Origin of the sequence: Kitasatospora sp. NPDC057500 (assembly GCF_042802195.1) — a bacterium.
In the GTDB taxonomy this organism is placed as follows: Bacteria; Actinomycetota; Actinomycetes; order Streptomycetales; family Streptomycetaceae; genus Kitasatospora.
In genome coordinates this window covers 13798-25617 of the sequence record NZ_JBHVER010000023.1, presented here as the reverse complement: position 1 = coordinate 25617, position 11820 = coordinate 13798, and the positions used below count along the sequence as shown (strand labels likewise).

The following is an 11820-nucleotide window of genomic DNA, read 5'->3' as shown; positions in this document are numbered from 1 at the left end:
GTCACTTCCCCAGCAGCGGGGAGATGTTCTTGCACAGGTCGCCGAGAACGCCCTTGACGTCGGCGTTCGGCGTCCACAGCGGGTCCAGTCCGGCGCGGACCCGCTGCGCGAGTTCGGCCTGGCCGGTGTGGCCCGGCTTGACCGCACCCTTCTTGACGCCGCTGACGACCACGCTTTCGAGCTGGTCGTTCTTCAGCAGCGGGTTGGTCTTGGCCAGGTTCTCCGCGGTGAGCTGGGACTCCCGGGGCGGCGGGAAGTAGGCGGCGAGCTTGGCGGAGTTCTGCGGGTTGGTGAAGTAGGCGAGGAAGTCCTTGGCCTCCTTGGTGTGGCCGCCCCGCTTGACCACGCCTATGCCGGCCTGGCCGATCACCGAGTAGTCGCCGCCCGGTCCGGCCGGCAGCGGCACCAGGTCCCAGTCGAACTTGGCGCCGTCCAGCAGCGAGGCCCGACTGATCTGGGTGATGGTCATCGCCGCGTCGCCGGTGAAGAAGTCGGCGGACTCGCCGGGGCCCGGCATCGCCTTGTCCTCGAAGATCCCCTTGTGCAGGGCGGTCATCGCGTCGACCATCGGCTGGCTGTCGAAGGTGCAGGTCCTGCCGTCGGCGCTCCAGGGCTCGGCCTTCCAGCCGCCCCAGAAGGTGGCCGCGTTGCCCCATTCCTTGTACTCGAAGTCACGGATCACCACGCCGGCCTTGCCGGTGGAGCGGTGCACCTCGGCGCCCTCGGCGAGCACGGTCGCCCAGTCCCACTTGCCGGCCGCGATGAGCTCGTCCGGGGTCTGCTGTCCGGCCTGCTTCAGCAGGTCGTGGTTGACGAAGACACCGAACGGCGAGGTGGAGAACGGGTACGCGTACAGTTTGTCGTCGCGCTTCCAGAGCTTGGTGGTGCTCGGGATCAGGTCCTCGTACTGGTAGCCGCTGGTCTGCTTCAGGGTGTCGTCGAGCGGCACCAGGGCCCCGGAGCTGACGAAGTCGGCCGCGTCCGTCTCGAACACCCACGCGAGGTCGGGGGCGTTGCCGCCGGTCATCTGGGTGGTGAGCGCCGTGCTGTAGCTGTCGAACGGCAGCGGGTCGAACTTGATGTCCTTGACCTCGGGGTGGGCCGCCAGGTACTCGGCGGCGATCTCGTTGAAGAGCGTCAGGTGCGGCTTGTTGGAGGTCCAGACCGTCATCCGCAGGCTCACCGGCCCCTTCTCGCCCTCCGAGCCCTCTCCACCGCACGCGGCCAGGACGAGCGTTGCGGACATCGCGGCGGCGACCGTGGCCAGCCCTCTTCGAATCGACATGGTGTTCTCCTCGGTGGTGCGTGGGGCCTAGTAGCCCGTGACGTCGGGCCAGCGCAGTTCGACGCCGGCCGCGATGAGCTGGTCCTGGAAAGCCGAGAGCAGCTCGGGGGTCTCCCTGACCGCGCGGGGGCCGGTCCCGTGAGCGAGGCAGAAGGCGGCGAGCGCGCCGGCGGCCTCCCCGATGTTCCACTCGACCGGGTGGACCCGGTAGGCGCCGTTGGTGATGTGGGTGGTGCCGATGTTCTTGCCGGCGGGCAGGAGGTTCTCGACCCTCTGCGGGAGGAGCGCGCCCAGCGGGATCTCGAACGGGCTGCAGCCGACGTCGATGTAGTTGTCGCCGCCCGTCGAGGGGTGCAGGTCGATCCGGTACATGCCGAGGCCGACGGAGTCCAGGTAGCGCACGGCGCCCCGCTCCCCTCGGACGGCGAGCGAGAGGTCCTGCTCGACGACGGTGTAGTCGGCCTTGATCCGGCGCGCCTCGCGGATGTACGGGGCCTGGGCCAGGCCGTCGGTGCCGCCGGTGATGTCGCCGCGCAGCCGCAGCCCCGGGAATCCGGTGCCGCCGTCCGGGCGGGGCGCCTCGGTCTGCATCCAGTACAGGAAGGCGAAGCTCAGCTCCCTGGCCCGGCGCAGGTGGTCGGCGGCGTCGGGGACGTCGAGGACCGGTCCTTCGAGGTAGTCGATCATCGGCCAGTTGACCAGGGTGATGTCGCTGGGGTACGCGCCGTCGGTGAAGGTGCGTCGGGCGGCGATCCGGCGGAACGTCCACAGGTTGGCGTTGCCGGGATTGACGCGCTGGTCGGCGTTGACGGCCAGCGGGTCGTCGCTGGGGTTGGGGCTGAAGTCGTGCCCGACCCGCTCCAGTGTCCTGGGGTGCGGGTACTGCCAGGACAACAGCGGTCCGCCCCACACCTCGGGCCGGTAGGACCGCCAGAAGTCGTAGTCCGCGGGCTTGTCGATGGTGTGGTCGCCGTCGACGTGGTCCATGGCGAAGCACACCGATACGGCCTGCATGTTCAGCGGCTGGGCTACCTGCGGGGCGCTCGGCTCGCCGGTGTCGGCGGCGGACTCGAAGCCGGTGACGTACTCGGTGCCGGTGAGGGGCAGCAGGTCGCCGGTCTCGGTGGCGTCCAGCACGTAGGAGGCGGTGGCGTGGACCTTCTCGCCGGTGTCGCGGTGGGTCAGGGTCACCGCGGTCACCCGGTCGCCGTCGGTGTCGGCGGCGGTCGGCCGGTACGGCTGGAGGACGGTGAGCCGCCCGCTGGCGCGGTAGGGCGCGAGCATCGCCTCGATGACCGCCACCGCGACCCGCGGTTCGTGGCAGAGCTTGCTCACCCAGCCCCCACCGGGATTCAGTTCGAGGCGGGCCCTGGCCCGTTCGGTGAGCGGGTAGTGCCGGCGGTAGTAGTCGCGAATGCCGTCGCGCAGGGCGCGGTAGCTCGCCGTGACGCCGAACTGCTCCACCCAGGAATGCTCGTCCGGCGGCACCGCCTGGCTGGTGAGCTGCCCGCCGATCCAGTCGAACTCCTCGGTCAGCACCACGGTCCGGCCGGCGCGGGCGGCGGCGAGCGCCGCGGCGACGCCGCCCAGCCCTCCGCCGACCACCAGCACGTCACTGCGTATCTCGGTCAAGAACGGTCCTTTCTCGGTTCACCGAGGGTCTGCCCCTCGACGAAGTGGCATGGCAGAAGCCGCTGGAGCGTGGTGGTCGACCGGTCCTCCAGTAAGGCTGCGAGGAGTTCCACCGACTGCCAGCCCATCTCCCGGCGCGGAATGCGAAAGCCGGTGCTCCTGATGTCGGCGTCCGCCGAATCGGCCGGTACGCCGGTCACCACGACCGACAGGTCACCGGGCACGTCGACGCCTCGCTCGCGGGCCGCCCGGATCAGCGCGACCCCGTCGGCGTAGCCCTCGACCACGGCGGTGGTGACCCCGGCGGCGAGCAGCGCGTCCAGGGTCTCCCCCGCGGATCGGCCGGCCGTCGGCTCGTGCCGGCCGCTCCCCCGGGTGCCGGCGCGGAACCCCTTCATCCGGTCGTCGGCGGACTCCGCTCCCTCCCCCGCCCCGACGTAGGCGAACTCCCGGTGCCCGAGCTCCCGGGCCCGCTCGACCAGCTTCCGGGTGGCGGCGGCGTAGTCCGCCCCCACGCAGGGCACCGGGCCACCCGCGTCGTCGCGGCGGCCGACGGCCACGAACGGGTAGTTCTCGCGATTCAGCCGGGCCAGCTCGTCGTGCGGTATGTCCCGGCCGAGGAGGATGCAGCCGTCGGCGATCCGCAGCCGGTTGTTCTCGTGGAACACCTTGCGCCGCCCGTCGATGACCGGAGCGCTGGTGAACAGCAGCAGGTCACACCTGAGCTGCTCGGCGCACTCCTCGATGCCACGCAGGAACGGGTAGTAGAAGTCGGCGCTGGTGCTCGGGAACACCGATTCGTAGGTGAACACGCCGATGATCTGATTGAGCTGACGCACCATGCGGCGGGCCACGGGGTCGGCCGCGTACCCGGTCTCCCGGATCACGTCGAGGACGCGCTGTCTGGTCTCGGGAGCGATGCGGGTCGTCGCGTCGGTCCTGTTGTTCAGCACGAGCGAGACCACCGCCTGGCTTACGCCGGCGAGGCGAGCGATGTCACGCTGCGTGATCCTTGACACGGGGGAACTCCTCCGGAGGCTGCGAAGCCGTCGCTGATAATACGTATTATCAGCGCGATGATCAGTGACGCTACTCGGGCCGTTAACGCGGTGTCAACGGTCCCGGCGGGTTTTGCAGGGATCTTGAAGATTCAGGTCAGGCGGCCGACATGTCGGAACAACGATCGATCTGCCCCGCCCTCGCGTTCCCGAGGTGGCCGGCGTCCGTTCACAGTGGCTCAGGCCGGCCGACAGGCGGCCGGACCTCGCCGCTCTTCAGCAGCAGGCTGATCTCGTGGCCGACACCGTCGACGGCTTCTACTCGCTGCTGAGGCCCCGCAACTGGATCTTCCACGACTCGATGTCGGTCGACTTATTCCTGAACTACGACAACATCGTGGTCGCCACCAAGGCGTGGAACCGGCTGATGGCGGTCGAGCCGATAGCCAGATCGACGTGCACACTGTTTCGCCGTCTGAGGCCGCGTCGTCATCACAGGGAGGTTGGTCCCGCGCGACGCGCCAGGCCCCGCCGAAGGTCGGCGGGGCCTGGCGGCTGCGCGGCCTCCCGCCGGTCAGGCGTTCGTCAAGGACAGCTGGTCCGCGACGACCACCCCGTCGTGGAGGACCGTGCGGTCGGTGCCGCGGTCCATGACCGCGCTGGTCGGGGTCTCGCCGTCGACCAGCAGGAGGTCGGCACGGTCGCCGACCGCGAGGCCGGGCCGGTCGGTGGTTCCCTTCAGGCGGGGCACCTCGTGGGCCATGATCGAGGCACCGCCGAGGGTCGCGACCGCCAGGGACATCTCGATCAGGTCGTCGCGCCGGAAGTTGTTGACGAAGGCCAGCTGCCAGGTGCGGTCGAGCATGTCGCAGTTGCCGTAGGGGCTCCAGTAGTCGCGCTGGCCGTCCTCGCCGAGGCCGATCCGCACGCCCGCCTCCACCAGGTCCACCAGCGACAGGTGTCCGCGGCCGGACGGCGCCACGGTGGCCATGGCGATGTCGAGTTCGGCGAACTCGTCGATGATGCGGCGGCTGACGGACTCGCCGACCGAGCCGAGTTCGTAGGCGTGCGACATCGTGACCTTGCCCTGCATGCCGAGGGCCCGGGTGCGCTCGATGACCAGGTCGGTGGAGAACACGCCCAGGTGGCCGGGCTCGTGCAGGTGGATGTCGACCTCGACCTGGTACTTCTCGGCCAGGCCGAACACGATGTCCAGGTGCTTCCTGGGATCGCGGTCCAGGGTGCAGGGGTCGATGCCGCCCATGACCTCCGCGCCCGCCTTCAGCGAGGCCTCCAGGTAGTCGACGGTGCCCTCCTCGCGGAGGATGCCGGCCTGCGGGAAGGTCATGATCTGGACGTCGGCCCGGCCCGCGAACTTCTCCTTCGCGGCCACCACGGCCTCGAACTTCTCAAGCTTGCAGTCCACGTCGACCTGCGCGTACGAGCGCACCCGCGTCGTCCCGTGGGCGATCATCCGCTCCAGCGTGCCGGCGACGCGTTCGGTGAGCGGCACCTCGGCCGAGCGCCAGTTGTCCCGGTCGTTCATCGTCATCGTCCACACCCCCGGGCCTCCGGTGTGCGGCCTGAACGGCAGGCCGATCCTGGTCGAGTCGAGGTGGACGTGCACGTCGCTGAACGACGGCAGCAGCAGCCTGCCGCGGCCCTCCACCACCTCCCCCGCGGCAGGGACCGAAGAGGCCGCGGGGTCGTACGGGCGGATCCCGGCGATGCGGGAGCCGGAGATTTCCACGTCGCTGGGCTCGCCGCCCCAAGGGCGGACGTTACGGATCAGCACGGTTGTCGTCACCTTTCTGTGGTCACATTCCTGTGGTGTGGTGGTGGCAGGCGATGGTGCCGCCCGGCACGCTGTCGGCGCACAGGGCGGCGCGTTCGGGATCGAGACGCGGCCGCAACTGGCAGCGCGAGCGGAACACGCAGCCGGAGGGCGGGTCGGTGGGGCTGGGCAGGTCGCCGGTCAGCCGGATGCGCCCGCTGCGGTCCGCGGCCGGGTCCGCCTTCGGGACCGCCGACAGCAGCGCCCGGGTGTAGGGGTGCCGGGGGGTGTCGAACACCTCGCGGGTCTCCCCGTGCTCCATGATCCGGCCCAGGTACATCACGGCGACGCGGTGGGCGAAGTGCTTGACCACGGACAGGTCGTGGGCGATGAACACGTAGGCGACGCCGGTTTCCCGCTGGATGTCCTCCAGCAGGTTGATCACCTGGGCCTGCACGGACACGTCCAGTGCGGAGACCGGTTCGTCGCAGATGATCAGCCGCGGGTTCAGGGCGAGCGCCCGGGCGATGCCCACGCGCTGCTTCTGGCCGCCGGAGAACTCGTGCGGGAACCGGTTGTAGTGGTCGGGACGCAGCCCGACCCGGTCCATCAGGTCCCGCACGGCCGCCTTGACGCCGCCGCGCGGCGTGATCCGCTGGGCCAGCAGGGGGGCGGCGATCGCGCTGCCCACGGACTGGCGCGGGTTGAGCGAGGAGGACGGGTTCTGGAAGACCATCTGCACCTGCCGCCGGTACTCCTGGAGGTCGGAGCGGCGCAGCTCGGAGATCTCGCGGCCGTCCAGCCGGATGCTGCCGGAGGTGGGCTGAAGCAGCCGCATGAGCATGCGTCCGGTGGTGGACTTGCCGCAGCCCGACTCCCCCACCAGGCCGAGGGTCTGGCCGGCGTCGACCGAGAAGCTGACGCGGTCGACGGCCTTGACGCCGACGCCGGAACGGAAGGCTCCGGAGCGGACCGGGAAGTGCTTCGTCAGGTCGGTCACTTCGAGCAACGGCGTCATCGGGCCACCTCTCGGGCCGGCTGCGGGCGGGTCAGGTGGCAGCGCGACGGGTGCGCCGCGGGGCCGGCCGGCTCGGGCCGGCGGGTGTGGCAGGCGTCGTCGGGGACCAGGCCGGTGTGGGGGCACCGGTCGGCGAACAGGCAGCCTTCGGGCAGGGCCAGGAGCGAGGGCGGGAATCCCGGGATCGGACGCAGCCGCTCGCCGGTGCCCGTCAGCGACGGCATGGAGTCCAGCAGGCCCTGGGTGTAGGGGTGCCGGGGCTCCTTGAACAGGTCGGCGACGGTGGCCCGCTCGACGCAGAGCCCGCCGTACATCACCACGACCTGGTGGCACACCTCGGCGACCACACCGAGGTCGTGGGTCACCATGATCACCGCGGTGCCGGTCTCCGCCTGCAGCTCGCTGAGCAGGTCGAGGATCTGCGCCTGCACGGTGACGTCCAGGGCGGTGGTGGGCTCGTCGGCGATCAGCAGCTCCGGTTCGCAGACCAGGGCCATGGCGATCATCGCGCGCTGGCGCATGCCGCCCGAGAACTCGTGCGGATAGGCGTCGTAGCGCCTCCTCGGGTCGGGGATGCCGACCCGGCCGAGCATGTCGACGGCGGCGGCCGCCGCGGCCTTCCTGGTCACGGTGTTGTGCACCCGGTAGGCCTCGGCGATCTGCACGCCGACCGGGTAGAAGGGGTGCATCGCGGACAGCGGGTCCTGGAAGATCATCGCGATCTTCTTGCCCCGGTAGGCGCGCATCTGCGCCTCGGTCAGCGCGTTGAGGTCCTGCCCGTCGAGCAGGATCTGCCCGGTGACGACGGCCGAGGTGTCCTTGAGCAGGCCCATCAGCGCCTGGCTCGTGACGGTCTTGCCGGAGCCGGACTCGCCGACGATCCCGACGGTCTCCCCGCGCGACAGCCTCAGGTCCATCCCGTTGACCGCGTGGACGAGGCCGTCGTCGGTCGGGAAGCTCACCCGCAGATCGCGGATGTCCAGCAGGGGCGCGGCGTGTGGTGTGGTCATCAGGCAGCCCTCACTCGCGGGTCGATGACCGCGTAGACGGCGTCGACGACCACGTTGGAGACGATGATGAAGAACGCGGCCACCATCGTGATGGCCATGATCACGGGCAGGTCACCGGACTGTGCGGCGTGCACCGCGGTGAATCCGACCCCGGGGACGGAGAAGATCTGCTCGGTGAGGACGGCGCCGCCGAGGAGCAGTCCGATGTCCAGTCCGAGCATGGTGACGATGGGGGTGAGGCCGGCCCGGGCGCCGTGGCGCAGGACGATGCCGCGCCGCGCCAGGCCCTTGGAGCGCGCCGTGCGCATGAAGTCCTCGCCGAAGGTCTCCAGCATGCTGCTCCGGGTGACACGGATGTACTGCGCGCTGAACAGCACCGCCAGCGCGACCCACGGCAGCAGGTAGTTGAGGAACCAGGCGCCCGGGCCGGCGGCGCCGAACGGCGAGGAGATGGCGTTGGTGGTGAACGGCAGCACGTCCAGCGTGCTGACGAAGACCAGCAGCAGCAACAGACCCGTCACCGGGATGGGCAGGGACACACCGACCGAGGCGGCGCCCACGATCAGCTTGTCGGTGAACCGGCCCTTGCGCAGCGCGGCGAGCAGGCCCAGGCCCACGCCGACCACGGTCCACAGGACGATCGCGCCGCCCGCCACGGAGAGCGTGTACGGCAGGGCCCGTTCGAGGACGGCCGTGACGTCCTCGTTGGTCTGGAACGACTTGCCGAGGCACGGCCATTCACAGAGGGTCTCGGTGCCGGGCGCGCCGATCATCCGGCCGTGCAGCAGGCCGGACATGTAGTCGGCGTACTGGGTGAGGAACGGCTTGTCCATCCCGAGGGCGACCCGGGCCTCGGCCACGCGGGCGGGGGTGCACTCCTGGCCGCAGGCCGCCGCGGCCGGGTCGGCGGGACCGAGCTGGAACAGGCTGAACGTCACGAAGCTGATGACGAGCAGCAGGGCGATCATCGCGGCGGAACGCCGCAGCAGGAATCCGGTCATGGGCGTGGCCTGTCGGCTCGCAGGGAACTCACCGTGGTACCTCTCATGGGCTGCGAAGGCGGGTGGTCGCGTCGGGTGGCGGGGTGGGCGTCAGCGTTCGACGCCGACGGTCGACAGGTCGATGCCGCCGAAGAAGTAGCCCACCTGCGCGCCGCGGACCTTCGAGCCGACGACGCTGTTGGTGTAGGTGCGCACGAGCGGCACCAGCGGGTAGTCCTGCATGGCGCGGTCGAACAGGGTCGCCCACTTCTTGCCCAGCTCCTCGCTGGTGCCGTTGGCGCCCCGCAGCTCGTACATGGCCCGGGAGACCTCCGGGTCGTAGTAGCGCGGGACGTTGGAGAAGCCGTAGGTCGTGCCGTCCACGCTCGGGCCGAGGTTCGGGTCGATCGTGGTGCGGACCGAGCCGCTGTCGGCGCCGCCGCACCAGCCGCTGCGGGCGATGTCGGGCATCTGGTCGCCGGCCAGGGTGGTGAAGTAGTTGGCCGCCGGGATGGGGCGCAGCTCCAGGTCGATGCCGAGCTGCTTGAGGTTCTGCTGCAGGGTCGTGCCGATGTTCTTGTAGCGGGGGCTGCTGTCGGCGTAGCCGTACACCAGCTTCTTGGGGTAGGTCTTGCCCTCCAGCAGCTTCTTGGCCTCGTCCGGGTTCGGCTTGCCGGACGGGTCCAGTGCGGTGTGCTGCTCGACGTAGCCGCGCTGCGCCGGGTTGATGTAGGACTGGGCGAGCGCGCCGAACCGGGTGCCGCCGTACTGCAGGTGCATGGCGCTGCGGTCGATGGACAGGGCGATGGCCTTGCGGACCTGCGGGTCGGTGATCGTCCGGGTGTTGAGGTCCAGGACGTCGGTGCAGCCGAGCAGGCCGGCGGCGGTGCGCTTCTTCACCTCGGGTGTGTTGAGCTGCGCGGCGTCGGAGACCTGGAGGCCGCCGTTGCTGTCCAGGGTGACGGCCGTCGGGTCGGAGTCGGCGATCAGCTGCTGGCTGATGGTGGCCTGCGCGGTGGAGAGGCTGAAGGTGAACGTGTCCGGCAGGGCCGGCCGGTTGGGGTCGGTGGCGGGATCCCACTGCTCGTTGCGGACGAGCTGCATCGCCCGGCCGCGCTGGTAGGACTTGATCTTGTACGGGCCGGAGGAGACGGGGTGGTTGGTGTAGTCCAGCTTGGTGTCCGCGCCCCTGGGCACCGGCGCCGTGTTCGACCGCGAGACCAGCGCCGGGAACTCGGCGAAGGGCTGCTTGAGGTGGAAGACGACCGTGCGGTCGTCCGGGGTGTCGATGCCCTTGAAGTCGCCGCCGCTGTAGGGACCCTTGTAGGTGTCGTCGGAGAGCACGGAGTTCAGCTCCTGCGGCGCCTGGGTGTAGACGTCGCGTGCGTAGGTGCGCTCGACGCCGTACTTGATGTCCTTGCTGGTGATCGGGGTGCCGTCCTCGAACTTCAGCCCCTCGCGCAAGGTGTACGTCCAGGTCAGGCCGTCCTCGGAGTGGGTGCCGAGGTCGGTGGCGAGGTCCGGCACGATCGTGGGCGGCGCTCCCGCCGTCTCCTTGGCCATGGTCAGCGTGCGGTAGTAGAGCTGGCCCACGTTGGCGGTCTGCACGTAGTTGCTGTTGCCGGGGTCCAGCGTCTGGAAGTCCGTGGACATCAGGACGTTGACGTTGCCGCCCTTGGTGCTGAAGCCCTTGCCGACGTGCACGGGGTCGAAGGTGCCGGTTGCGCTCTTGGCGCCGGCGCCGGGGGCGGGCTTGCTGCCGCTGCAGGCGGTCAGGGCCATCGCGGTGGTCAGGGACAGGGCGACTGCCGCTGCGATGCGTCGTTGCACTGGGGGCTCCTCGTGGGTGGGTGAGGGTGGGAGAGGCGTCGAACGCCACGAGTGGGGGCTCCAAGCGCATGAGGGCTCGAAGCCGGAAGGGGCTCGGAACGGGTGGGAGAGCGGGCGGGGCGAGGGTTCAGTGGCGGGAGGACTTCGGGTCCAGCGCGTCACGGACGGCGTCGCCGAGCAGGTTGAAGGCCAGCACCGTGATCACGAGGGCGCCCGCCGGGACGGCCAGGAACCACGGGTCGGACAGGTACCAGTTGCCGGCCTGGGCCGCGTTGAGGATCTGCCCCCACGAGGGCGTGGGGTCCTTGACGCCGACGCCCAGGAAGGACAGGGCCGCTTCCGCGGTGATGTTGGTGGGGATCAGCATGGTCGCGTAGACCAGCACGACACCCATCACGTTCGGGATGATCTGCCGGAAGATGATGCTGCGCCGGGACGCGCCGTAGGCCCGGGCGGCCTCCACGAACTCCTGCTCCCGGAGGGACAGCACCTGTCCGCGCACCACGCGGGCCAGGTACGCCCAGCCGAAGAAGCCCAGGATGATCACCAGTGAGGCCACCGGCAGCAGGCTTCCGGAGTCGAGCGCGGTGCCGCCGAGGCGGGACTGCAGGATCGGGGTCAGGGACAGGACGAGCAGCAGGTGCGGGAAGGCCAGGAACAGGTCCATCACCCGGCTGATCACCATGTCGACCTTGCCGCCGAAGTACCCGGCGGCCGCTCCGATCACGGTGCCGAGGAACACCGACACCATCGTGGACAGCAGCGCGATGACCAGCGAGATCCGGGCGCCGTGGGCCATCCGCGCGAAGATGTCGCGCCCCAGGCCCGGTTCGAGGCCCAGCCAGTGGTCCGTGGACGGGTACCGGTAGTAGGACAGCGGCAGGCCCGGGGTGTCGACCTCGTCGAGGTAGTCGGGCCCGGTCAGGGAGGTGTACGGGTCCTGGCCCTCGATGGCAGACAGCACCGGGGCCAGGACCGCGAACAGCACGATCAGGGCCACCACGACCAGCGAGCCGACGGCGACGCGGCTGCGCCGGATGCGCAGCCAGGCCGTGCCCAGGAGGGTGCGGGCGCCGGCCTGCTCGGCGGCGGGGGGTGCCGGGGGCGTCGTGGCGGACGGCGGGGAGAGCGTGGCCACCTGCTCGGCAGTGGGCTCCGACGGGTCGGCACGGGGCGTCCGGCTCGGCGGCACATGCGGATCCAACACGTCGGTCCTCCGGCGCTCAAGGGGGTGGGGGTGCCCCGGACGGTATACCGAAATTCGGAGCTGCCACCAGACCTGACGCGACCGAA

General features: G+C 70.3%; 9 protein-coding genes. All 9 read right to left on the bottom strand.

What is annotated here, in order from left to right:
* Nucleotide 1: 1 nt before the first annotated feature.
* Nucleotides 2-1285: an ABC transporter substrate-binding protein gene (locus ACFU74_RS07790; RefSeq protein WP_380753389.1), complete on the bottom strand. Its 1284-nt coding sequence runs from the start codon at nucleotides 1283-1285 to the stop codon at nucleotides 2-4.
* A 27-nt stretch (nucleotides 1286-1312) separates the two neighbouring features.
* On the bottom strand, nucleotides 1313-2908 hold the full coding sequence (locus ACFU74_RS07785) for an FAD-dependent oxidoreductase (protein ID WP_380753473.1): 1596 nt from the start codon (nucleotides 2906-2908) through the stop codon (nucleotides 1313-1315).
* A 5-nt stretch (nucleotides 2909-2913) separates the two neighbouring features.
* Nucleotides 2914-3936: a LacI family DNA-binding transcriptional regulator gene (locus tag ACFU74_RS07780; RefSeq protein ID WP_380753386.1), complete on the bottom strand. Its 1023-nt coding sequence runs from the start codon at nucleotides 3934-3936 to the stop codon at nucleotides 2914-2916.
* Between the two features lie 553 nt (nucleotides 3937-4489).
* Nucleotides 4490-5710 (bottom strand): amidohydrolase family protein, encoded by a 1221-nt coding sequence (locus tag ACFU74_RS07775; protein WP_380753383.1) that lies wholly within the window; start codon nucleotides 5708-5710, stop codon nucleotides 4490-4492.
* Between the two features lie 22 nt (nucleotides 5711-5732).
* The gene (locus tag ACFU74_RS07770) at nucleotides 5733-6707 is read right to left on the bottom strand and encodes an ABC transporter ATP-binding protein (RefSeq protein WP_380753381.1); all 975 of its coding nucleotides are present in this window, start codon (nucleotides 6705-6707) and stop codon (nucleotides 5733-5735) included.
* Nucleotides 6704-7717, bottom strand: coding sequence for an ABC transporter ATP-binding protein (locus ACFU74_RS07765; protein WP_380753378.1), 1014 nt, complete (start codon nucleotides 7715-7717; stop codon nucleotides 6704-6706). Before ACFU74_RS07765 ends, ACFU74_RS07770 begins: the two co-directional genes overlap by 4 nt.
* A complete protein-coding gene (locus ACFU74_RS07760; protein ID WP_196948965.1) occupies nucleotides 7717-8718 on the bottom strand; it encodes an ABC transporter permease in 1002 nt (333 codons plus the stop codon). The genes ACFU74_RS07765 and ACFU74_RS07760 overlap by 1 nt, the downstream gene beginning before the upstream one ends.
* Nucleotides 8719-8808: 90 nt before the next feature.
* Nucleotides 8809-10527: an ABC transporter substrate-binding protein gene (locus ACFU74_RS07755; RefSeq protein ID WP_380753375.1), complete on the bottom strand. Its 1719-nt coding sequence runs from the start codon at nucleotides 10525-10527 to the stop codon at nucleotides 8809-8811.
* A 127-nt stretch (nucleotides 10528-10654) separates the two neighbouring features.
* Nucleotides 10655-11665: an ABC transporter permease gene (locus ACFU74_RS07750; RefSeq protein ID WP_380753470.1), complete on the bottom strand. Its 1011-nt coding sequence runs from the start codon at nucleotides 11663-11665 to the stop codon at nucleotides 10655-10657.
* Nucleotides 11666-11820: the final 155 nt, after the last annotated feature.

Bases quoted from the DNA above. Each gene is read 5' to 3' on its own strand.
- ACFU74_RS07770 (WP_380753381.1), bottom strand. From the start codon at position 6,707: ATGACGCCGTTGCTCGAAGTGACCGACCTGACGAAGCACTTCCCGGTC.
- ACFU74_RS07790 (WP_380753389.1), bottom strand. From the start codon at position 1,285: ATGTCGATTCGAAGAGGGCTGGCCACGGTCGCCGCCGCGATGTCCGCA.
- ACFU74_RS07760 (WP_196948965.1), bottom strand. From the start codon at position 8,718: ATGACCGGATTCCTGCTGCGGCGTTCCGCCGCGATGATCGCCCTGCTG.
- ACFU74_RS07765 (WP_380753378.1), bottom strand. From the start codon at position 7,717: ATGACCACACCACACGCCGCGCCCCTGCTGGACATCCGCGATCTGCGG.